Source organism: Collinsella sp. OM08-14AT (genome assembly GCF_003438115.1).
In the GTDB taxonomy this organism is placed as follows: Bacteria; Actinomycetota; Coriobacteriia; order Coriobacteriales; family Coriobacteriaceae; genus Collinsella.
This window is the reverse complement of record NZ_QSTE01000001.1, coordinates 291,067-314,783: the sequence shown is the minus strand read 5'-3', so window position 1 is coordinate 314,783 and position 23,717 is coordinate 291,067. Positions and strand designations below refer to the sequence as shown.

At 50.7% G+C, this 23,717-nt stretch carries 20 protein-coding genes; all 20 read right to left on the bottom strand.

Features of this window, described 5'->3' with window-relative positions; genetic code table 11:
• Window positions 1-27: 27 nt before the first annotated feature.
• The 20 genes from DXC18_RS01365 to rfbB all read right to left on the bottom strand — a co-directional run bounded on the left by DXC18_RS01365 (window position 28) and on the right by rfbB (window position 23,700).
• Window positions 28-1,818: a hypothetical protein gene (locus DXC18_RS01365; RefSeq protein ID WP_117716109.1), complete on the bottom strand. Its 1,791-nt coding sequence runs from the start codon at window positions 1,816-1,818 to the stop codon at window positions 28-30.
• A 248-nt stretch (window positions 1,819-2,066) separates the two neighbouring features.
• Window positions 2,067-2,372: a UDP binding domain-containing protein gene (locus tag DXC18_RS01360; RefSeq protein WP_199409667.1), complete on the bottom strand. Its 306-nt coding sequence runs from the start codon at window positions 2,370-2,372 to the stop codon at window positions 2,067-2,069.
• Between the two features lie 73 nt (window positions 2,373-2,445).
• Window positions 2,446-4,887: an ATP-binding protein gene (locus tag DXC18_RS01355; RefSeq protein WP_117716108.1), complete on the bottom strand. Its 2,442-nt coding sequence runs from the start codon at window positions 4,885-4,887 to the stop codon at window positions 2,446-2,448.
• A gap of 318 nt (window positions 4,888-5,205) precedes the next feature.
• On the bottom strand, window positions 5,206-6,033 hold the full coding sequence (locus DXC18_RS01350) for a DUF2971 domain-containing protein (RefSeq protein WP_117583149.1): 828 nt from the start codon (window positions 6,031-6,033) through the stop codon (window positions 5,206-5,208).
• 243 nt (window positions 6,034-6,276) lie between these two features.
• A complete protein-coding gene (locus DXC18_RS01345) occupies window positions 6,277-7,359 on the bottom strand; it encodes a hypothetical protein (protein ID WP_233508967.1) in 1,083 nt (360 codons plus the stop codon).
• 782 nt (window positions 7,360-8,141) lie between these two features.
• On the bottom strand, window positions 8,142-8,522 hold the full coding sequence (locus DXC18_RS01335; RefSeq protein WP_117583146.1) for a hypothetical protein: 381 nt from the start codon (window positions 8,520-8,522) through the stop codon (window positions 8,142-8,144).
• A gap of 31 nt (window positions 8,523-8,553) precedes the next feature.
• Window positions 8,554-9,768 (bottom strand): ATP-grasp domain-containing protein, encoded by a 1,215-nt coding sequence (locus tag DXC18_RS01330; protein WP_117716106.1) that lies wholly within the window; start codon window positions 9,766-9,768, stop codon window positions 8,554-8,556.
• On the bottom strand, window positions 9,765-10,844 hold the full coding sequence (locus tag DXC18_RS01325; RefSeq protein WP_199409666.1) for a PseG/SpsG family protein: 1,080 nt from the start codon (window positions 10,842-10,844) through the stop codon (window positions 9,765-9,767). The genes DXC18_RS01330 and DXC18_RS01325 overlap by 4 nt, the downstream gene beginning before the upstream one ends.
• Before the next feature lie 3 nt (window positions 10,845-10,847).
• Window positions 10,848-11,321 (bottom strand): GNAT family N-acetyltransferase, encoded by a 474-nt coding sequence (locus DXC18_RS01320; RefSeq protein WP_158551934.1) that lies wholly within the window; start codon window positions 11,319-11,321, stop codon window positions 10,848-10,850.
• Between the two features lie 60 nt (window positions 11,322-11,381).
• Window positions 11,382-12,425, bottom strand: a complete 1,044-nt coding sequence (locus tag DXC18_RS01315; RefSeq protein WP_199409665.1) for an NAD(P)-dependent oxidoreductase — start codon at window positions 12,423-12,425, stop codon at window positions 11,382-11,384.
• Between the two features lie 28 nt (window positions 12,426-12,453).
• Complete coding sequence (gene pseI / locus DXC18_RS01310) at window positions 12,454-13,494, bottom strand: pseudaminic acid synthase (protein WP_117716105.1); 1,041 nt, start codon at window positions 13,492-13,494, stop codon at window positions 12,454-12,456.
• Between the two features lie 3 nt (window positions 13,495-13,497).
• Window positions 13,498-14,193, bottom strand: coding sequence for a pseudaminic acid cytidylyltransferase (pseF, locus tag DXC18_RS01305; protein ID WP_117583141.1), 696 nt, complete (start codon window positions 14,191-14,193; stop codon window positions 13,498-13,500).
• Window positions 14,193-15,401 carry a UDP-4-amino-4,6-dideoxy-N-acetyl-beta-L-altrosamine transaminase gene (pseC, locus tag DXC18_RS01300; RefSeq protein ID WP_117583140.1) on the bottom strand — a complete coding sequence of 403 codons (1,209 nt, stop codon included), beginning with the start codon at window positions 15,399-15,401 and terminating at the stop codon, window positions 14,193-14,195. The genes pseF and pseC overlap by 1 nt, the downstream gene beginning before the upstream one ends.
• Before the next feature lie 26 nt (window positions 15,402-15,427).
• The gene (locus tag DXC18_RS01295) at window positions 15,428-16,084 is read right to left on the bottom strand and encodes a transferase (RefSeq protein WP_117716104.1); all 657 of its coding nucleotides are present in this window, start codon (window positions 16,082-16,084) and stop codon (window positions 15,428-15,430) included.
• A gap of 11 nt (window positions 16,085-16,095) precedes the next feature.
• Complete coding sequence (locus tag DXC18_RS01290) at window positions 16,096-17,142, bottom strand: polysaccharide biosynthesis protein (protein WP_117583138.1); 1,047 nt, start codon at window positions 17,140-17,142, stop codon at window positions 16,096-16,098.
• Between the two features lie 59 nt (window positions 17,143-17,201).
• The gene (locus DXC18_RS01285) at window positions 17,202-18,665 is read right to left on the bottom strand and encodes a lipopolysaccharide biosynthesis protein (protein WP_158551932.1); all 1,464 of its coding nucleotides are present in this window, start codon (window positions 18,663-18,665) and stop codon (window positions 17,202-17,204) included.
• Window positions 18,655-19,887 carry a hypothetical protein gene (locus DXC18_RS01280; RefSeq protein WP_117716102.1) on the bottom strand — a complete coding sequence of 411 codons (1,233 nt, stop codon included), beginning with the start codon at window positions 19,885-19,887 and terminating at the stop codon, window positions 18,655-18,657. The genes DXC18_RS01285 and DXC18_RS01280 overlap by 11 nt, the downstream gene beginning before the upstream one ends.
• The gene (locus DXC18_RS01275; protein ID WP_117716101.1) at window positions 19,877-21,172 is read right to left on the bottom strand and encodes a hypothetical protein; all 1,296 of its coding nucleotides are present in this window, start codon (window positions 21,170-21,172) and stop codon (window positions 19,877-19,879) included. Before DXC18_RS01275 ends, DXC18_RS01280 begins: the two co-directional genes overlap by 11 nt.
• On the bottom strand, window positions 21,169-22,665 hold the full coding sequence (locus tag DXC18_RS01270; protein WP_117716100.1) for a sugar nucleotide-binding protein: 1,497 nt from the start codon (window positions 22,663-22,665) through the stop codon (window positions 21,169-21,171). Before DXC18_RS01270 ends, DXC18_RS01275 begins: the two co-directional genes overlap by 4 nt.
• A gap of 12 nt (window positions 22,666-22,677) precedes the next feature.
• Window positions 22,678-23,700: a dTDP-glucose 4,6-dehydratase gene (rfbB, locus tag DXC18_RS01265; RefSeq protein ID WP_117716099.1), complete on the bottom strand. Its 1,023-nt coding sequence runs from the start codon at window positions 23,698-23,700 to the stop codon at window positions 22,678-22,680.
• Between the last annotated feature and the right edge of the window lie 17 nt (window positions 23,701-23,717).

The window sequence follows — 23,717 nt, the reverse complement described above, 5'->3', positions numbered from 1 at the left end:
AGCAAGGCGTTGAGCAACTAGGCGTAATCACATAACGGCATCAGATTCAGTTGATGCGCACTGCGCCCTTTCGCTCAACGTTTCGATTGCCTCCTTGATGTCATTGCGAATCCATTTAGTTCTCAGTCCGCCCATGCGAGATTTGGACCCCATTTTGACAAGTTGCGCGTCAATCTTTTTTAACCATCCAACGGCTTCATTCAGGCTATGCTTGTCTCTATATCTCTTCATGCCGGTATGAAAAAATGAATGCAGAGAATTTTGTGAGTCGGCGGTTCCTACATAGGTTGACATGGCCACAGTTTCAGCTGGTACATTCAGTATTCTATTTTGGTGCTCGGATTTAATGACTTCTTCAAAAAACGCGGAGATTGTTTTACCTGTGTTCTGGTCAACTATAGAAAACTCAAAACTGATGCGATTTAAATCTCGCTCCCTTTCATCTTGTTCAACCTCAGTTATAAGTTTGTCCATTATGAGATTGGCATCTGTACCATAAAAATCATTAAAATTATCCCGTTCTTGCCTCAAAGCAGCAGCGTCGCACTTGGGGTCGTGATTTGCGGCGAGCCGAAGCGAATCGAGAAGCTTCTCGCGATATGATTCATCCCAGAACCCAAGATTAATAAGATTAAGTGAAAACCCAATGATCTTATAGAACCATTCTTGAGAATACTGCCCCTTAGCTAGCATGTTTTTAAGTTTGTTCGCCAGCAATTCAACCTCACTGTCTTCCAAGCAGTGCAAAGCGCTCCAATGGTATTCCATTTCTTGGGCCTCGACGTCTGCAGCTGAATTGGGGTTTTTCTTCAGCACAAATTTTTTGAATGAACTCTTAACAGTTTCTGGGTTTATATCCTTCCCTTCAGCTAAAGGGGCAAGGGCCCTTGATAAAGTAAGATAGTTGTCATATTCCTGAAGTTCAGACGCATTGAAAATGCTCATTGATTTTTTCGCGTCTTTAGGCTCATCAGGAACTATTCCTGCTGATGCTTGAACTGTATAGCCAACAAAATCTGAGAACGCTTTTACTCTTCCATGAAAATCGATATTTTCATCGAAAAGAACCGACGTATTTAATGCGCAGTTAATAGACGGAATTGATCTTAATAGAGCCCTTATATTGACAAGGGATCCCTTCAGTCCTTCAGCAATAGCATCCATGACTTCGAAGTCGATATGTTTGGGAATGCGCAGCTTGTCCTTTACCATGACTCGGTAAAGCGCCTGTAGGTCTGGCTCATATTCGATTTGGCGTATAACCGCCTTTTCAACAGAACAGTCATCCTCAAAAGACAGGGGCTGATTCCTAACGAGCATCACATGCCAGCCATGGTTTTCGACCATATTGTTAACGAACCCAAGAAATGAACGGTCATCATGGGCGAAGCTACTGCGTTCGCAATCGTCCAATATTACGAGAACTTTCGTCATGTCGATTAAAGACAGCATCAAGTCGGAATTTACTGATATCTGAATTCCTAAATCTGCAATTTTGCTATTTAATGCTGAGGTGCCGGCTTCAATTGCACTTTTCTTAAAAACGTTCATCGCGGTGCCAACGCGATCTTTTGCGTTTTCGTAAATATGGAGTCGTGAAGCCAGAACTCTATTGCAGATCTCATCATAGCCGGAAACGCCAAATAGCGACACGCGACATGTCTTTACGCCTATATCATTTAGAGCGGCTTTAAGATCGTTCTCGCAATAATACGTCTTCCCCGAACCCCATTCGCCATGCAGAACTACAGCTTGAAGGCCAATGGTGTCACATTGCATGTATTTTTTAATTGCCTCGGTGATTTCTTTTGCTTGCATTGCGTGTTCTCCAATCGGTCATTCCTGGATTTGCAGCACTAGATCAAGTGTTTGCTGAGTCAATATATTTAGCAGCTAATGCCTTCCCTACATGCTGATCTTGCTGAACTCGCACATTCGGTATTCGTTATTGTAATTGCTGATAACTACGAAAGACGGGGCGTATCGGCGCTAGCCGATACGCCCCGTCCTCAGCTAAGGTGACTTCGCTGCAGGTCAGGCCCTACCTAGCGCAGGCGGTCTCTCCCCTAATCCCGCTTAAACAGACCCATCGTGTACACCTTGTCCGCCACGTCAGCGAGCTCTTCGCTCCAACGGTTGGCGACAATCACGTCGCAGCCAGCCTTGAAGGCCTCCAGGTCGTGGGCCACTTCGGAGTCGAAGAACTCCGGCGCGTCCAGCGTGGGCTCGTAGACCACCACGGGCACGCCCTTGCCCTTAACGCACTTTATGACGCCCTTGATGGAGCTCGCTCGTAAGTTGTCGCTGTTTGACTTTGTCGTCAGACAGCACACGCCTTGGACCGGCCACTGCTCGCCCATGCAACTATTCACAACAAGAGCTTACATGAAGCATGCACCGTTCTATAAAGATGCTTGGATTATCCGACTAGAACCCAAGACCGAATCAACATGATTCGATGAATAGTTTCTCTACAGCTCTTATATCATTTTGATATTGAGCCATTTCATATCGGTAATCGTCGGCAGTGTCGACAACGCGGTCTTCCCTATCGTCTTTATACTCAAGATTCAAATCCCATACAAATTCGGAAACGCAATCTTTAACTACTTCCTCTACCTGGTCTAACGAAATGTCTTCCGTTAGAAATTCACCTAAACCGTCACAAAAACCATAAAGTATCGAATATGGATTTAAATTCTTGAGCATCGCATCGTGAATCTTCTTTTTTACAAACGTTTCCCAATCCTCGATATAACAGTCGAACATCGAAGGTTGATATTCAGATTCCCAATCACGACCATTACCAAAGCTCTCAACGGAATCTATGACATATTCTTTAAGCCAACGATTCGCTTCCGCCTTAAGCGCAAGTGAAAGACGTCCAGAAACTTTATCGGAGACATTCAGTATCTTTTTAGCTCTTTCAAGGTCTTCCAATAAGTCATAGGCTGTTAAATAGCTTGTACCTATCGCTAAATGACTCAAGTTCAAAAAGGAGCATAGCAATTCCGCATAGTATGGGCTGTTATAGAAAGCACCCCGACCTGAGCCAACCAGCAAAAGCGAAACAGATTCCCAGGCTTTAGTGTTTTCTGAATCGAGCATTTCACTCAGAAGAGATCCAATCCATTCAAAATCACTATCGATAAGAAGACCAATAATCTGTCGCAATACAGAACAAACATAATGCTCCGGACATAGACGAAGCCAAGATCCAGGGCAATCAACTTTAAGGGTTAAAACCTCGCCTTTAATGGCCCTGAATTTAAATGCGTCGATAACGGACCTATCTGTATTGACCTTAAAAATGGTTTCTAGCTGATCGGCATATATTGCTGATTCCACTATCGCTGTAGACTCTAGGGTATTTCCAGCAAGAAAGGCGGCACAGTAATCATTAACAGAAGGGTTAATCATTGCAACATGCCGCTCACCATCGATAACAACCGTTTTGATTACGGCCGACTCAAGGCGCTTGATTGCACGATCAAAGCAATCGATAGAACAATCAATCCCATAAGATAGTTTGATTCTAGAATTAAAGGCAGTTTTTAGATGTGACAGGCTTACGAATTTCTTTCCAAACGAAAATAGTTGAAAAGCAAGAACTCTCTCTTCCTCACCAAGACGCTCTTCGAATTCGTTTTTCCAGATATCAATAGGGTTATTAAGACGTGAAACAATCTCTGAACAGTAATTGTTCAAATCACATTGCTCAATAAATTCCGGGCGAGAACAATACTCAATCACACGAGGATTATAGTTGGCGTGTTCACAAATCTTAACGCAGCCCGCTTTATCTTTATCGACTTTTTTAGATAGCGCCTCTATGTACGGCTGCGGTACGTTTTCGAATCGCAAGTTAGAAAGAAGTATTCGAGCTTTGTCAAATAAGGCCATGGAACTGGTGTCTATTAAAACAAGCTGATCATCAAGTTTGCGAATCAAACGATGAAAAGAATCGTCCTTCCTACCAGCTTCGTTGAGAATGGAAATGCGTGAATTGAGAATTATCTTTCGCTTGTCAGATTTCTTAACCATAAAAAGTAAGCTGCTAATCAGGCGCAGCAACTTTGAATCGACATCAAGAAAATTCTGTCCAAGGAAATCATCTAGTACAATAAGTTCCGGTAGGTTGGAATCGGGCGAAGATGCGCTAATTACGCCCTCCAATTCATAGCATGAAGAATAGAGAACGCGATAACCAGCTGCGGACATTTGAAGGGCGAGCATTTGTGTAAGTGTGGTTTTGCCCGTACCCGGATCGCCGGTGATGATTAGACAGGGGTTTGATTCGAGAATATTGACCGCCCTGTTAAATAGAGCGGTTTGGACAAATAAGGATTTGCGTTCATCGATATTAGCAAGATACAAATCACAGCCTACAAAGAATGACCTGTTGTACAGGTTTTGCAGCACATTGGCCCCAGCAATCCATAGCTTAAAATGATTACGCAGAATATCTGAATTAGACTCATCAGAAAGGAGCTGGTCAAGCTTAACGGAATCCAGTAGTTTGAAATCTTGAACACCGAGAGCTTCCGCCTTAGAAAACAATCGCTGTTGGAATTCTCTCGTAACGCCAGAGGCCACAGTAAGTATTAAACATCTGGAGGGAAGATTACCGCGAGAGTCTAGCTGTTTAATCAAAGCTAATAAAGTTGATTCAAGCCTGGAATAACGCACATGCTGAGTCCAATGCTTGGCTTGAACGACAACCGATGGACAGGCATGAGAACCACAGAAATAAAAATCGGAGGCATCTATCCCGCCATCCCTGCCCTCGGTATAGCAGGACAGCTTAATATGCATAAGCTTTTCGGCGACATCACGACTGAGCAACTCAAACTCATAGCTATCAAGCGCGGAATAATTAAATTGCATATGCCGAGCTCCAAAAGAACAAACAAGAATACTCCTTGCAGTATAACCATGTTTAATAGTCAAGGACGATAAGTTCGGGTGGGCAGTAATTATTTAGACCCTTAATAAGTAGCAAATTGGCTTTAATAAGAAGGGGCATATCGGCAGCCACTTGTCAGCCCTTCCCTTATTGCGGATATGCAGTTATCAGTAAGAACTTCTAGAGCTGTCCAAAAGTGCGATCTGATTATTTGCGCATTGGATTAGAAGAGTATCGGCTCCCCCACCATGAATTCGCAGACAACACATGGGAACCTCCGGCATCATATTGCTGCCTATTTAAACCAACTCAATCGAGCTTTCTGCAACATCAATGCCAGGTGCGTATTTCTGCACTAATTCATCCAGAATTAATCGGTTCCCCGGCGTCATCTTTGGGGAAGCGACGATCTTCATCGAAGAAAATGCTTCGTCTGAGATAATCAAATCGTAAAAGGAAGGAATTTCGGGATCGCATCTATCAAGTATGACCTCAGTGGCCCTCTTAACTGCTTCAACATCACCCTTGATTACAGAGGCGATGCCCACAGGAACTGCCGTCAAAACATATCGCCATTCGTTTTGGTATGACCAGGCAGTAGCTTTGTGAATCCCAAGTGTGTTTAAATCGGCTTCTATCCAGCCGTTTTCGAAGTTACGGATCAACTTTGGAAACAGAAGCGACTTATCGTTCGTATACTGGACTTCATGAAGCATCTCAACGCTTCGGGCCATTTCTTTAAAATGATATTTTTTATCCCAAAAGTCTTCGAGCGGCAATTGAAGTCCATCAAACTTGCCACCAGGAGTATTCAAAACTGCGTCACTAGATAGCTTACTTAGGCTTTCGGTAGACACAGAGTACCGCTTAAACGGATGACTCTTCATTTGGATTCTTACTCCACATTCAGCTCCAGCATACTCGCGCCACATGGGGATGCTTTCCTCATCAGAAGAGGTCCAACAACTGACGAGCTTCATTTTTCCAAGATTTTGAGAGTCTGCTGAACGCTGTTCTTGTGGGTCGTCAACCTTATCTAACCGGCTGAACCTGATAGTTCGATTATGCAGAATCAAGGCCAGCGTATCTAGGCTTGCATAATGATAGAGAACGGCGGGTGCTTCCATGTTTGGCTCCTAGCTATAACAATGAGTCCATATCACTGTTCATCAAAATTTATAGACGCGGTCGTCGACGCTCCAATGCCAATTAGGGCGGCGCACCTTAATCCTTGCCTTGCGAGTGCAAACGCGGAGATGGCCAGAGATGACCGTCGCTGGCATATCGCTTTCACACCCACAGCTCGATGATTGACGCACATGTGCACCACGATTTACGCCGTGCATGCACATCGGCGTTAAGTCCAATCCTTACCACAGCCCACTTCCAATGAAATGGAATAAGACACCACGAAATACCATAATTTCCCGAGCCATCAAAATGCAATCGCGAACCATTTCAAGCAAATAGGTGTTGCCTCGAGAATCGTTGGTCCCATCCTCACGCAAAGTGCGAATGACTTGAGTCGCGCAGTCGAAATCCGTCCGATTATGACTAAATGCATTGCGCAGAACCGGATTCCAACACTGCTTGATATGGCCAGTAAATGAGCCCGTACCGACAGCGTTGAATCGCTTTGCCTTAGGGGCTACAGAAAGTTTGTCGAACGACTTTGCACCTAGATCTACGCCTTTGGGCATGACATCGAACGCCCCGTTACATTCGATGTTGTCGAGCCCGATAAACAGAACAAGCAGGCTGCCAATAAGCTCATATTCCCGACAATAAAGCTTCTCAATATCACTAGGAGTGCAGCAGAACGTACCGTACTTTTCCAAGTCATAGGCGTCTCCCGCCATAAGAAAAGTAAAACCGTTGAGGAGAACCGGAAATGATCCGGCTACGGAATCCAGAACTTCGTTGATTTCAGCAAGCAGCGACTTGGCAGTCATATCGGTTTTGAGGTAGTAACCTGCTAGGCCGGAAAGCGCCTCTGCCTCTAGACAAGAAACGAGTTTTTCACATTCAACAGCGCGCTCATGCGCGTCGCTTCCCGCAATCATGGGGAGACCGAGCCAAGACATTCTCGCGATTCGGCTCAGCAAGGAATAGTGTCGATTGTCCTCGCCTAACAGTTTGCGCTCGAATTCCGAAAGAACCTTATCCGCATAATCGTCATGCCCATCGCAATACAGTTGAAGAGCGGTCCTCAGGGTAGGCCAGTCTTCGCGGTAATAATGAAGACAATAAACCATATTACTCACGTACTCGCTGAGTTCATCAAATGGAATCAGCTCAGAGGCTCTGATAAAGGGGCTTGTCATGCAGGCACGATGTTCTACAGATATTTTATATGACGGAAGCTCACCAGATAACTCCACCATAACTCGGGCGCAATCTAAATTTCCACCCATGGAGGCAACCGTGCCAGGGTCGAGCTTAAAATCAATCAAAGCGCAGCTCGGGTCAAGGCGAACCGCTCCGTCGATGCGGTTCCGGCACTGCGGACACAAGTATCTAACCGGATAGTCATTAACAAATCCAGCCTGGACGCGCACACGATGCACGCATCCACATACTCCACAAGTGACAAAGAAGTTCTTGACCACGAACACCTCCAATTAACCTCGCTGATTGCGCGAATCTGAATTAACCAGCAGTTTCTAAATCTGATGCAAAGGCTATAAAAGAGAATTACAAAATCCCCTCGTATCTCCCGCGAACATCCTCGAAATCGTGCTGTCATCCTTATTCTATAAACAATGCCCAAAGCGGCGTCTTGATAACCCCTCACCAATCGCCGAATCGGCAAATCTGCGTGAGCGGCAAGATAATTCATCGGGCGAAATCAAAAGCTGGATAAACCTCGACGAGAGCGACCACAAGATTACGGCGAACGCCTCACTCGAAGTCCTTGTTCCTCAATCTCGATACGTAACGATCGAGCTCGTAAAGGGCGTCAATGTAGAGCTGGGCGACATCTCGAACACCCCCAATGTCAAAGCAAAACCCTTGGAAATGGAGTCCGCCGTCCTCGTTCGAATCTTCCGAGTATGTTACCAGGACGACATCATCGTCCCGAAGGTACAACTCGACGTCATACAGTCGTTCTTCTGCGATCTTGGAAGCTGTACAAATAAGGACGGACCGCTTTGTTAGCTAGTAACAAAGCGGTCCGTCCTCAAAAATGCAAGCATTAACTATTGAGACGATAAATGTCCTATCGTTTTAGTTGCTACTCTTGTTTACCCTTCTTAATTGAATCAGCCAACGCGCTTGCAAAGAGATCTTGCATTTGTGGTGCTGCCATCAAATTTCCGACAAGGGAACCCATCAGCTGCTTGGTCATTTCATTCTGCGCGTTGGAGTTCGCCAGCTCGAGGGAATATCTATGCTCCGCTTCGAGTTTCTCCATCTCAAGCTTATGGGTCTCCTTTAAGTTGTCCAAATCAACTTCGTGCTGTTTCATGAGCTTTTCGATTTCATGCTCATTTGCTTCCTTGAGCGTTCGAATTTCCGAAGCGGATTTATTGTGGGCTACCAAATAAGAGCTGAAGCCGGAAATTATCGCGGCAAGTATCGAAACGATATACGGCGCAATAATCGATACATCCATAATACTTTCCTAACACCAATTCCAAAATGCGCTAGCTCAGGTTTACCTTAATCTGTCCAAGTGCCCATTCAGCTCGTGCCGCAGCTTCATCGGCGTTATCGCCGCTGCATACGACATGTCCGATTCGGTCATTACTTGAGTGCGGCGTCTCAATAGAATCTCCGGGCTTAAGGTATAGCTCGATTTCCCCAAGGCCTTCAGTGTGGCAGAGATTATCCGCCACATCAATGGAGGATATCGTTCCAGCATGATCCGCAGTGATAAAGCGAATTGCCGACCCACGATGCGCCTTTACCTCAAAGTCAAACGGCAGTCCAAGAGCTGCGGCCACGGTCCCCTCAACAAAATCGAGACCGGTCGACAGTGGTACGAGTTTGGAAGTAATAAAATCGCCTCCAAGTCGTGCAGCCATCTCGATAACCTTCGGACCCTCGTCGGTGAGCATGATCTCCGTATGCGAAGGTCCAGTCACGATGCCGATGGCATCGATGGTCTTTTTCGCAACTTCGCGAATGGCTTCTTGAGCCTCGATTGGAAGTCTTGAGGGCTCAGAATGGCCAAGCTCGACAAAGAAGGGCGGCTCAGTTGTTAGCTTATCGGTGATGGTTAGAATGGTCGTCTTGCCATCAACCGTCATGCCTTCCACACTCACCTCCCGACCGGTGACTCGCTGCTCGACCATTACAGTTCCCTTACGGGAGAAGCTGCGGAAGAGGTCGAAGAGCTCAGTCGCTGACGTCGCGCGGTCCTCGGGAGTAATGAGCTTTACGCCGCGGCTAGCGGCGGAGTCCGCGGGTTTCGCGATGCAGTCGTAACCGAAGCGCTCCAGGGCGCGTCCGAACTCATCAGCGCTGTTGCACACTTCGAACTCGGGCATGGGCACGCCGTGATCGGCGAGCCTTCTCCGCATGGCATCCTTTTGTGTGGCGCACACTGCGTCAGTTGATGATATGCCGGTGGGAAGCCCGAGCCTCTCGGAGACGACGGCCGCTACCCTTACGGGAGCGTCACTCGTAGATGTAATCACGAAGTCTGCCTGTTCCTCGCGAGCGAGTGCTTCCACAGCTTCGACGTCGAGCGTGCTCGTAAGCGATGAGACGTCGGCGACTTTAAAGCCCACCGCATCGGGGTCATAATCGGCACATACGACGCGGAATCCAAGCCTCTGTGCCGCCATGATGGCGGGTACCTGCAGCCTACTTCCGCCGAGCATCACTACTGTCCTGCGTTGATCTACGTTTGTCATAGCGAGAGTATCTCCTTAGCTATCTTATTTGCGCCGTAGCCGTCTACGAGAGCGTGTGCGCGAGTCGCGAGGGCTACGGCCCTGTCATGAGACGCGACGAGATCCTCGAGCCGATTAACGCTTTCAATTGCGGTGGCGTGCGGCTCGTTGCCCATGAGTCCGCAGTATTCCACAGCCCCTAGTTTCGCGAGAGACTCAGCGCTCTGCACCTGTTCCTCAACCATCGCAAAAGTTACAGAGGGAAGACCTGCAGCGAAAAGCTCGTACACCGTCGTGCCATTTGCAGAGACGGCGGCATCACATTGACCCATCAGCCCAGCCATATCAGTGACGGCGCGAAGCATCTTAACCCTAGAGCTTCTCGATTCAATGAGCTCAACCTTTGCAGCGACATCGTCAGAGACCATTCTGCCTACTACCGCTGTGAAGGTGATGTTGGAAAGACGCTTATCGGAAAGAGCCACACCTAAGAAAGTAGGGAGAAAGCCCTGAGGATCCGTGTTTCCCGTAGTCACGAGAACGTGTTCAATCTCGGCGCTGCATTCACGATATGCACTGGCGAAGCATGGTCTAAGCGGTGCGTATTTGGGACCGAAAAGGAGTTTCGTCCCACGATCACCATATGTTTCCTCATAGAATGCCTCATCGATACAAGTCGAGTAATTAATGATAAGGGAAAGTTTGCCGAGATCTCCGTCTTTGCTGCCGAGATAGCATACCTTGGCGTGCTGAGCGAGGCAGTCGACGAATTCCCTAGACACCGAGTAGGTGTCAACAAGGACGATTGGAAGTTCGGCGTCGTCGCAGAGACGACAAAGCTCATCGGCCCCATCTCCGATATCTCTCCAGTTGGACCCGAGAACGGACGTTGCGAAGCCCCGGGACTCTATGAGCTGGACGGAGTTGCCATCCGAAAGGACGAATGAGACATCAGCGCCAAGGCCCGCGAGTGCGTCGGCCACGGAAAGGCAACGCATGACGTGGCCTCCCGCAATCACCGCGTTGGCGTCAGTGCGTATTAAGACTTTCCTTCGTGAAGTGTTCACCATTTTCATCTTACCAATTTCGTTTCTCATACATTATGAAACCCTCTTCTCGTCGACGAACTTCCCGCGTTCGTTGAATCCGTTCGAAAGAAGAGCCTTCGAGCTTTTGGGGTTCGATTTAAGTACGCTGGCTTTAATGCGAACCACGCCCTCGATAGAGAACGCTACGCGGCAGAGAAGGTTAACGATCTCCTTGGCGTAGCCCTTGCCACGCTGTAACTCATTCACAATGTAATACAAGCACTCACAGGAATCGCCTTCGAAGTACTTAAGGACGGCGCTGCCGATAAAGAACTCGCCAACGCAAACCGCGAAGGAAACCTGTCTGTGATCCACCAAGTCGTTCTCGAAATACCTGCGGTGCGCCCCAGGATTCGGCACTGCAGACCCAGTAAAATCGCCCGTATACCAGAGGTCCGAAACCCAATCATAGGTCCTCGCGACGTCATAGGAGACAAATCGCCAGAGCGAAACTCTGCCGAAGGGGAGCTGGATGTAGCATTCCATATGCATCCCGCCGCTTTTTCTAAGCACGAGGATTAAAAGAGAGGGTGCCCGGTGCGACCCCTAGTCTAGGAGACCCCCGCTCGGTTTATGGGTAGCATCAAACAGCGTGGGCATCACGCCTCTCTCCTCCTCAACCTTCCAGTCTGCCATCAAATCGCGGAAATCGGCAAAAGCAGGAGCATAGCCGAAATCGCACGCCGCGCGGGAGATGTCGAACGAGTAAGGCTGGATGCCGTTCGGCCTGGTTTCGTCGACGCAGACCTCGGAGGTGCCAGCGGCTCCCGAAAAGACGTCGGCTATCGCCTCAGCCTGCTCGCGGAGGGAAACCGCGCGCCCCGAGCCGATGTTGTATAGGCCAGAGGCTGACTCGCTTTCTCCCGCTTTTATAAATGCTTGCGCGACATCCTTGACGTAGACGATATCTCTGACCGCCGCGTCAGCATCGCCGAATACGGTTATGTCCTCGCCTACCTTCGCCTTGTCAACGAAAAGGCCAATGCCCGACTTCTTGACAGCGCCGTTGACCCTGAGCGAGCCGTGAGGACCACAGCCGTAAACTGGGGGGAGCCTGAAGACACAGTTTCTCATGCCGTACTGCTCGTTGTAGTAGAAAAGCAGGTCCGCGGAGGCATTCTTCGAGATAACGTAGGCGGCGTGGTCGCCGTCCAGCCTAAAGTTCCGCGGCCAGTCCTCGCGCACGGGCTCCGAAGCGCTCCAGCTGTTCTGGACGTCTGCGTAGGAAGTGGTGGAAACGATCCGGCGCACGCCGTTCTTGCGCGCCCACTCGAGGAGCAAGGCGGTCCCCAGGACGTTCGTCCTGATATATTCAGCGGCGTCGTCCTCAGTGGAAAGGTCGAAGGCCGAGTTTGCTGGCAGCCTTCCCGCCAGATGGGCGACGAAATCGAAGTCGGTGGGGAGGGCACCGATGCCAGATGGGTCATCGAGGTCGAGGGGTATGTACTCGACGCCAAGCTTTCGGTAGTGGTCCGTGAATCGCCGGTTCCTGCCCGTGCCGACTACTTCGTAACCAGCGTCGAGTAGTGCATCCACGACATAGGCACCAATGAAGCTCGAGGCACCTATGACAAGACATTTCTTGGTCAAACCGTTCTCCTTTCCCTCAGCTCGCCCGCTACAAGCTCTCCAGATCGGCCTGGATGATGGGCTCTCCGAACTTAATGTCGCGCTGCGCTGCGTGGCCGAGAAGCGCGTCCAGGTGCTTGGGTGCCACTCCATAGGCAGGTCTGATGCTCCGCACGTTCACGTTGGTGAAAGCCTCGCCGCGCGCGATGTCCTTCACCGCGTAGAGGGAGCGACGGCCGGGAAGGCCCTTCTCCTCCTTCTCAGTGCGCTCGTAGGTGACATGGCCGATGGATGCCTTCGCGCGTCGAACGTCGCGGATCATCGCCTTGAACTCGGCGGGCTCCATTGAGAACTCCGAGTCCACAGTTTTCTGCTCGCGGGAGATGCAGTAGTGCTTCTCTATGACGCTCGCTCCCAGCGTGGCCGCAGCCACGTCGACACCCCAGCCCATGGAGTGATCAGAAAGGCCAACGGCGCACCCGAACCGGTCGCGCATGTCGGTCATGGTGGCAATGTTCATGTCCTCGTAGACGGCGGGGTACTCGCTCGTGCACTTCAGCAGCACGATGCGGTCGTTGCCTACAGAGCGGCAGGCGTTAACGGCGACGGCGATTACGTCCGCGGTACCCATCCCGCAGGAAATGACCATAGGCTTGCCCTTTGAGGCGGTGTAACGGATAAGTGGCACGTCGACTAGCTCAGGCGAAGCAATCTTGTACATCTCGCAGCCGATGGACTCGAGGAAGTCAACGGAGGTCGGATCGAAGACGGAGGACAGGAAGTCCATGCCTAAGCGTTCGCACTCCTCTTTAATCTCGGCCTGCCATTCCCAGGGGGTGTGCGCCTCCTCATAGAGGTCGTAGAGCGTCCTACCCTCCCACAGCCCGCCAGGCGTCGTCTGGAAGTCGGGCGAGTCGCAGTCAATGGTAATAGTGTCGGCGGTGTAGGTTTGAAGCTTCAGACAATCCGCGCCTGCCTCAGCGGCGGAGCGGACGATTTCCATTGCCTTGTCGACGCTCCCGCCGTGGTTGCCGCTCATCTCAGCAATGAAGTAGACGTCGCCGCGCTTTATGGTCTCGAATAGTCTCATTGTCTAGTCCTCCTGGGTCATGGCTCGATATTTCTGCTCGGCCAGCTCCCAATCCTCGGGAGTGTCGATGTCCTGTACGAGCCTGCTGGGTATGCGCAGAAATCTCGTATTATTGGTGATGAAGCTGCCGGTCTCGTAGTAAGACGCGACCTTCGCGAAGTAAAACCTCCCGCAGTCGTGAACCATCTCGGGGAGGTCCTGGCTGCGGGTCTGTGCGTACTCGGGGAAGGCGTACTCGAGCGAGCCGTCCTCACCCACCCTGAAGCCGCGCAGAGGCGGGAAATCGAATGAGGTAACAGGGATTACGGATGAGGCCCCCGCTTCAATCATCTCGGAGGCCTCCATGAGCTCGGAGACCTGGACGAAGGGTGCCGTCGGGTACAAGCAACACATTCTATCAAACTCGATGCCGCGTTTGGCGTACTCGGAGAGTATTTCGCGCAACACATCCGCCGTCGTGGCGTAGTCGTTGCTCGTAGCCTCGCTGCGCATGAAGGGAACCTCGGCCCCGTATTTCCTAGCCACGTCGGCAATCTCGTCGTCGTCGGTCGAGACCATCACGACGTCGAAGATGCCGCTCGTAACCGCAGTCTCGACCGAGTACGCCAGCATGGGCTTGCCACAGAAATCGCGGACATTCTTGCGCGGTATTCGCTTCGAGCCACCGCGGGCAGTAATGATGCAAACACTAGAGGGCATTATTTCGCACCCCTATTGGCACGGCACCACTCAACGACCTTGGTAACCGCGTCAACAACGAGTTGCGCATCCTCATTGGAGAGTCCGCAGTGCAGCGGAAGCGTTACACAGTGATCATAGTAATCCTCGGCATTAGGACAGTCGCCGCGGCCGTGTCCCAGGTCCTTGTAGTATGGTAATAGGTAAACAGGCAGGTAGTGAACATTGACACCCAAGTTCTCAGCACGCAAAGCATCGAAGATCCAACGACGGTTTACGCCAAGTGCTTCCGTGTCAAACTTTAGGCAATAGAGGTGGCGCACGGTATCTTCAGGAGAGGCATCCATTTGGAACTGCACCTCCGGGATCTTGGAGAACTGCTCGTTATAGAAGGCAACGAGCTCCTTACGGCGAGAGCCGAACTGGTCTAGTCGCTTCATCTGGCTTACGCCAAGAGATGCCTCAATGTCACTAATGCGGTAGTTGTAGCCCAAGACTAGCTGCTCATAGTACCAACCGCCCTGGTCCGTCTCGCGCATCATATCGTGGTTGCGCGTAATGCCGTGTTTGGCGTAAAGCTCGATCATCTTACCCAGCTCGGGATCATTCGTTGCTACGGCGCCGCCTTCACCAGTAGTGATGGTCTTCACCGGATGGAAGCTAAAAGTAGTGATATCAGCGATAGCACCCACTGCGCGGCCATTGTGGAACGTGCCCATTGCATGGGCTGCGTCCTCAATGAAGGTCAGACCGTTCTCATCGCAAATCTTGCGAATCTCATCAGAAGCAACGTGAACACCGCCAAAGTCAACAGCCACAATTGCTTTCGTTTTGGCGGAAAGCTTCTCACGGATTGAAGCTGGATCGATATTCCAGGTCTTCGGATCAATATCCGCAAACACAGGCGTAGCACCACAGTAGCGCACGCAGTTAGCCGATGCGGCAAAAGTGATAGGAGATACTATCACTTCATCACCGGGTTTAATGCCTGCGGCAAGACATGCTACGTGCAGAGCCGCAGTGCCGTTAGCCACGGCAGTTACAAATTTAGCCCCTGTGGCAGCCTTAATGGACTCTTCGAAGGCTTCGGTCGCGGGACCGCAGGTCAGATAGTCACCGCGCAGGCAATCTTCCACTGCCTTAATGTCGTCCTCGTTGATATCCTGGTGTCCATAGCCCAAAACCTTGAGACTAGTGGGTTTGCCGCCGTTTATTGCGAGTTCCTTCATGTCAAACCTCCTGTTGAACAGTACTATTAGTTCCTGGGCATAATCTTCAGATTCGGAGTTTTGCCGTAGACAACTGATCCGGCAGGCACATCATCATCCCTTACGACGGCACCTTCTCCAATCAGGCAGCCGTCACCGATGTGAGAATTGCCCAACACCTTGCTACCGGTACACATTTGCACGTCACGGCCGATGACCGGGTAGACTTCGTTAATATTGCCGACCGTACACCCCTGAGTAAACGAGAAGCCCTCTCCGTAGGTTGCTCGGCCCATGAAGGAGCCGGTCGGATGATCGAAGGTGAAAGTCTCAGGCAGTTCAACTTCGTAATACAAGTCGCAACCCGAAACCGTCTTCATTTGACCGTAGATCTTGTCGCAAACAATACGTGCTGCAGTGGGATTGTCTTTTTCCTCTCGGAAAATAGTGTTAGCCGTCAGGTACAGAAACAGCATCCAATGGCAAGTATGCAGAGGATCGAAGTATGCCTCACGCTCCCCCGCCGCATTAAGTCTCCAGTAGTACTTATTTTCATTAGCAGAGATATTGCGCTCCAGCCTCTCGAGCGTTCGCTCCATATGCTTGGTAATCAGGCGCTCATCATCAATTGACTTAAAAAAGTTGTTACCGATTTGATTGAGCAGCATGTCTTTGACGTCACGCAACGGGAACCTATAAATCATCTTGCCCTCCTTTAGATGTGGCGGATACCATTAAGCTCTTCGCGTACATACTCAGCAGTCATGATTTTCTTTACAGTGCCCTCAACATCCAGTCGGTTGGTATTGTGGGACGTATAGGCCTCGTCGGTCATGGTTCTCACCTCTCCGGTGGCCTGCTTGTTGTCATAGTTCAGACCACGGATATCGGCTGCCACGCGATAATAACCGCCCATATCTTCGGCACGCAGGCGCTCCTCGCGAGTCATGAGCGTCTCAAACAGTTTTTCTCCGTGGCGCGGGCCGATGATAGTTGTACCCGTATCGCCAAACAGCTGCTGAACGGCCTTCGCAAGATCGCCAATGGTGCTTGCGTCTGCCTTCTGAATGAAAAGGTCACCCGGGTTGGCGTGCTCGAATGCGAACTTAACAAGGTCAACTGCCTCATCAAGGTTCATCAGGAATCGTGTCATGCTGGGATCCGTAATGGTGATGGGTTTACCAGCGTGAATCTGCTCAATAAAGAGTGGGATAACAGAACCGCGAGAGCACATAACGTTACCGTAACGAGTACAGCACACCACCGTATCGCCTTTTTCTGCAGCTCTACGAGCATTGGCGAAGATCACGCTTTCCATAAGTGCTTTGGACTTTCCCATAGCGTTAATGGGATACGCGGCTTTATCAGTGGAGAGACAAACGACTCGCTTAACACCTGCATCCGATGCAGCGTGAAGGACGTTATCCGTGCCCATGATGTTGGTGCGGACAGCCTCCATCGGGAAAAACTCGCAAGAAGGAACTTGCTTAAGGGCTGCTGCATGGAAGATATAGTCCACGCCATGCATGGCATCGCGCACGGATTGAATGTTACGTACATCGCCAATGTGGAATTTCACCTTAGCGAAATGGTCAGGATATCGAGCCTGAAGCTCGTGACGCATATCATCCTGCTTCTTCTCGTCGCGGGAGAAAATACGAATTTCCCCCACATCGGAGGTCAGGAAATGCTTGAGGACGGTATTGCCGAAGGATCCCGTTCCTCCCGTAATCATTAAAGTTGACCCGTTGAATGTCGACATTGGATTGATCCCTTTCTATCGTATTCGAATTGATAAGTAACCTAATAAAGAGTTGAGCTTCAGCTTCTCCTTGAAATAAACCCGCGCAAGAGTGATGCTGCCTCGGATAATTCACTGAACTTGAAGAGCTTTGCTCCTCCCAGGTAGACAGAAGCGAAAAGGATGCCCTGCAGAAACAATTCGGGAACGCAGCCCAACCCCAGAAGCTGAACAGCGAGCGATGCCGCAGCGGCAACGAGAGAGAGGAATAAGATTGGCAGAACGTCCTTGACCTGGTTCAAAGACGAATAGCCATGAAGGCGCTTTGCAGGTGTAGCGTCGACGAAGACGATCGAGATAACTCCAACGATGAAATTTGCCCAAGCCGTATGGTAAATATCGTGGGTGAGGGCGGCGGTGATCCATATGATGGCTCCTCCGCCCAAAACTTTAATAATTTGGAGACGCATATAAAGAGAGCTATCTCCCAGAGCCATGTACGCTCGGAGGTTTACAAGCTGAATCATCAAAATGGCATTAGAGATGCACGTCAGCTGAAAGATTGGAACACAAGCGAGCCATTTTTCTGTCAAGAGAATGGCAACTAGTGGCTTGGCAACTACGGCAGCCAGCAAAGATATGGGGGCGACGAGAAACGTACCGAGCGTGAGCCCGCGACGTATGGCGCCACGAAGTGCCTCAGAATCTCCTTTAATTGCTGAAAACATTGGAAATAATACGTTGGCGATGGAATTGCTCATCACCCCAATTGCTGCAGTGGGATACTTACGGCCTTGGCTGTACAGCCCGAGTTCGCTGGTTGAACAGGCACGACCGATTATCAACTCCGAGATGCCGGAGTAGATAACATTCAGAATTCCCGTAATGCAGATCTTCCAGCCATAACTAAATAACGACCACGCCTGAGCGACATCGAACGTAAATGCAGGTTTCCAGCTGATTTGCAGCCACATGACAATACAAATGAAAATGCTTTGAAGCAAAGACTGTAAGACTAGAGACCAAACGCCAAACCCAAAGAAAGCGAGCACCACGCCTCCGAAGCCCGAAATGAGCGCGGCTATTGTCGTGGCGGCGAAAATGCACCTAAAATTCATGTTTCGTTGGAGGTAGGAACGCTGAATAGAGTTTGCCGAGTTGAAAAAGACTATTACACCGAGCACTCGAAGATAAACCACGAGATCTGGCATATTATAGAAGACAGAGATTGTCGGCGACGTAAAGTACACCACGATATATAGAGCGGCTGCCAATCCGAGACTCAGCCACCAAGCGGTGGAATAAGAACGATCGTCGGCATCGCTCTTTTGAATAAGTGCCATCCCTAGACCGCTTTGGGCAATAGAATCGGTGATTTGAGTAACCACCAACAATATTGCCAAAATACCGAAGGCCTCAGGGGATAGCAATCGAGCAAGAATAATTTGAACGAAAAGTTGAATAGCCTTAGAGCCACCTTGTTCAATGAAACTCCAAAGGAATGTATTTGCTTTTCCAGACTTATTCGAAGAACTACTTGCCATACCGCCCTCCATATGTTGACCCACATTCGTTTTGCAAACGATGAATAAGCGAATCGATGCGGCATTGACCGTTGTCGATTTCTTGTTCCAAGAAGGACGTATAGGCTGGCATATATTTGGTCAAACTAAATTCAACCGTCAACCTCAGCAGCTCGTCAGGATTACTTGCGGTAGGCAACATTTCTTGGTATTCGGAAAAATAGCTGTCAAGAGACTCGTCAATAACAATGTAGGGGGTTCCAAGACAAGCGACGTCTAGCGCAGCAGTAGACTGCTCAATAAAGGCGAAATCAAAATCAATTGCTTCAATTTTCTCTTCCTTATATAGTTCAACATCACTCGTCGAAACGGCGTCGCGCAGTTCATTAATGGAAAACAGGGAGCCAGGATGCATTTTGATGAGCAGCTTGAAACCGAAGCGATTCTGAAGATTAAGGAGAGGTTCGATGCGATGAGAAATCTGTTCAGAGGTTTTCGAGCTGGAAAGAATGAGCAAGACACGTTTTGCGTCAGCAAAACTCTCAACATAATGCTTAGGTTCCAGTCTCATCAATTTTGAAAATTTATAAGTACCAGCGTCGACAGCTTTTTCTGAATTGACAAGAACAGCGCTCTTTTTGCTCCAGGCATAGAAATATGTGGCACGCACAGGCGAAAAGAATCGAGCGTCTCCAATTAGGCCATGCTGAAGAACTGCGGATGTTGCATGGTCGTTCATGGCTATGACTGTTGAATAAAAATGATGGTCAGTCATCAAAATAAAAGGATGCTGGTAGCCTATACGCGCAACGTAGTTATCCATTCGTTTAATTAAAAACCTAGCTAAACTATCATTTACGGTGCATTCGCTGCCGATAAAAGAAAGAACACGAGGCAGGGAAAGGACAACAAGGGTCACAGCTTTAAATATCGGCCAAAACACGCCCATTTTGATGTGTCTATTTGGCGAGTAACTATTGAGACAAATGAACGTAGCTTTCTCAGCATCGCAGATCTCCGCAGTATCTCGCAAATTAGAAACCATGTTGTTATTCTTAATTTCATCAACGTAAATTGTCGATTCTGGTGCATGACGCAAGCCAATCGAGTTGATATAGACAAGCAGCATTTTCAAGAGCAAGTCGATACCGCAGCGTCTTGACCAAGCACTTTGACCTTTGGCAATAACATTGCTCCGATCTTCGGTGCAAGCCGAAAGAATCATCTTAAATTTATCGTCCATTACTATCCTCATAGATGCAGGCCAAAACGGAACCCAACGTTACTGAAGAAATTGCTTCAAAAAAGACATGACCACCAACACAGCTAAACGCAAGCATTCCAAGTAAAGCTATAAATTGAAAATGTCCTTCGTTTCTTGTTCGCCAAGACAGACGCAGCTGTTTAAACAAAAAGGCATATACACAGATAAAGGCAAAGGCCCCATAGGAAAAAAATAAATCAGCCCAATCAAATTCGATCGGTCTAACGTTTGCAGTTAATAAATAGCCACTTGATACAGCTAAATCATGGTGAAAACGATAGTACCCATTGCCGATTAAGAAACCCAGAGGATTATTGCTTGCAATAAATAGATTGGTTGCTTCAGCCAGCATCCAGGTTCGTCCACTTGTGAGGTAGTCAATTAATGAACGATTCTCGAAAAGGTAAGTTTGACGAACAGATACCTTTTCAAGCATTTCATTTAGAAAGGTTACGTTATTGAAGGCGAATAGCAGGCCAGCAAAAACGAGAATTCCGATCACGGCATTTCTCAACCTAGTTTCAGGGGGAATTAATAAGTAATACATCACTATGAAAAAGGCGAATAGATATCCCGCCTTTGTGCCAAGCAATAATAATGAAATTAGATTTAACCCCATTGGGATAATCCAAAGAGACTTTTTCTGTATAAATACAGCATCAGCCGAATAAGCAAAAAGCACAATCATAGAAACATTGATGCTGTTAAGAGAAGAAAAGACGCTTTTATAGCCTGAGCCATCCCAATAGCTTGATGCCCCAAGTCCCAAAGCAATCGATCCCAAATATAGAATCGGAACATAAATTGCAGCGATAGATATTGCTTTTTTGACTTGATTAATAGACAACGCATTGCAGCGAATCAAACTTTTTGAAGCAAAGAAAACTGCAAAACAAATTATTAGTTTAATACCGATGCTTATGTCATAAAGTAATGTAGACGCTGTCATGCCTTCTGTGCTAAACGCCTGCATTAGCACAGATTGAATTACAATCGACGTTAAAGCAAGAAACAGTATACAAAATCCTTTAGGGTCAAGACGAAGTTCTATATATAACAACAAGGCAAAGAAAGTCATTCGGACAATTTGGGAAAACGAGCTTATGCCGAATAATCCTGAAAAGAAATCAAGCGCCACATTTCCGCAAATGAAGAAAAGCAGCAAATTGGTAAAGAGGCTATAGGTTTTTGTAGGTACGAAATTGCTCTTGCCAATCCCATGGCCATCAGAATTCGTAAACAATGAGGAAAGTTCGACACTCATACGGCTTCTATCCCCATAGTTGATTGAGCGACGCTGTCGCCATCCGAGCCAACATACTCCCCCAGCTCTTTCTCCCAGTCGGACATGTGGAACCCGACCGACTCGAGCTTGGAAAGGTCGAGTGCGGAGTGGACCGGGCGCGGGGCGATGGGGCCCTCGGCATTCGCGTAGTAGTCCGCGGTCGAAACCGGCACGACCTTGTCCCCGTTGCCGTTGGCGGCCTCGAAGACGGCGCGGGCGATGTCCGCCCAGGACCTCACGGCACCGGAGCCGGTGCAGTTATAGGTGCCGTAGGGGGCGTGCGTCCCCAGTACGTGGAAGATGGCGGCGGTCATGTCGCGCGTGAAGGTCAGGCGGCCCAGCTGGTCGTCCACGACGGTGACCCGCTCGAGCCCGTCCTCGGGGTCGGCGACGCGGTCGGACAGCCCCTTCATGGTCTTCACGAAGTTGTGCCCCTCGCCGATGACCCAGGAGCTGCGCATGATGTAGTGGCGGGGGCCCCCTGCCACGGCGATGTCGCCGGCTGCCTTGGTCTGGCCGTAGACGGACAGCGGGCTGAGGGGCTCGTCCTCGGTGTGCACCTCCGCGGTGCCGTCGAAGACGTAGTCGCTGGACATGTGGACGAGCGTGATCCCGTGCCCGGCGCAGGTGCGGGCGAGCAGGGCCGGCCCGGTCGCGTTGGCCTTCCAGGCGACAACGCGGCCCTCGGGGGTCTCGGCTTTATCCACGGCCGTGTAGGCGCCGCAGTTGATGACGGTGCCGTAGAGCGACCAGTCGTACTTGGAGTAGGCGTCCGGGTCGGACATGTCGAAGGTGTCGATGTCGCAGAAGTCGAAGTCCTTGGCGACGCCGCGCTCCTCGGCGAGCGCGCGCACCGCATGGCCCAGCTGGCCGTTGCAGCCGGTGACGAGGGTGCGCTTCGGTGCCATGGGGACGACGTCCTTCAGCATCGGGTGGTTGAGGTCGGCCTCGGATACGGTGGCCTCCGCAAGCGGGATGGGCCACTCGATGGCGAGCTCCGGGTCGGCGAGGTTCACGAAGGTGTAGGTCCTCTTGAGCTCCAGCGACCAGTGGGCGTCCACCAGGTAGGTGTAGGCGGTGCCGTCCTCCAGGGCCTGGAAGGAGTTGCCCACGCCGCGCGGGACGTAGATGGCCTTGGACGGGTCCAGGGTGCAGGTGTAGACCTTCCCGTAGGTCTCGCTTCCCTCGCGCAGGTCCACCCATGCGCCGAAGACCGAGCCGCGGGCCACGGAGATGAACTTGTCCCAGGGCTCGGCGTGGATGCCGCGCGTGACGCCGCGGCTGTCGTTGTAGGAGACGTTGTTCTGGACGACGCGGAGGTCCGTGATGCCCAGGGCGCACATCTTGGCGCGCTGCCAGTTCTCCTTGAACCAGCCGCGCGAGTCGCCGTGGACGGCCAGGTCGACGACCTTGAGGCCCCCGATGCCGGTCTCGGCGACGGAGAGGTCCTTCTCGAATGCGATGTCAGCCATGTCTCTCCCCTCCTACTGGCCCTGTGCCTTGTACCTGGCCTCGGTGGCCTCCTTGGCCGGGCGCCACCAGGACTCGTTGGCGACGTACCAGTCGATCGTCTGCCTGAGCCCCTCGGCGAAGTCGGTGTGCGCCGGCCTCCAGCCCAGCTCGCGCTGGAGCTTGGTCGAGTCGATGGCGTAGCGGCGGTCGTGGCCGGGGCGGTCGGCGACCCAGTCGAAGTCCTCGGGGTCGCGGCCCATCGCCTCGAGGATCATGCGCAGGACCGTGATGTTGTTCTTCTCGCCATTGACTCCGATGAGGTAGGTCTCCCCCGTGCGGCCCTTGGTGAGGATGTCCCAGACGGCGCTGGAGTGGTCCTCGGTGTGGATCCAGTCGCGGACGTTCTCGCCGCGGCCGTAGAGCTTGGGGCGCACGCCGTCGATGATGTTCGTGATCTGGCGCGGGATGAACTTCTCCACGTGCTGGTAGGGTCCGTAGTTGTTGGAGCAGTTGGAGATGGTCGTGCGCAGGCCGTAGGTGCGGGTCCAGGCGCGGACCAGCATGTCGGAGGACGCCTTGGTGCTCGAGTACGGGCTGCTCGGGTGATACGGCGTCTCCTCGGTGAACTTCGCCGGGTCGTCGAGCGCAAGGTCGCCGTAGACCTCGTCGGTGGAGACGTGGTGGTAGCGGACGCCGTATTTGCGGACGGCCTCCAGCAGGCGGAAGGTTCCCTCGACGTTGGTGCGCAGGAACGGCTCCGGGTCGGCGATGGAGTTGTCGTTGTGGCTCTCGGCGGCGTAGTGCACGATGGCGTCGTGGCCCGGCACCAACTCATCGAGCAGCGCGGCGTCGCAGATGTCGCCCACGACGAGCTCCACGCGGTCGGAGGGCAGCCCGGAGATGTTCTCGGGGTTGCCGGCGTAGGTCAGCTTGTCCAGGACGGTGACGTGGACGCCGGGGTGGTTGTCCACGACGTAGTGCACGAAGTTGCTGCCGATGAAGCCGCAGCCGCCCGTGACGATGATGTTCCTGGGCTCGAAGAGCTCTTCAGACATGTTTCTATCTCCCATTG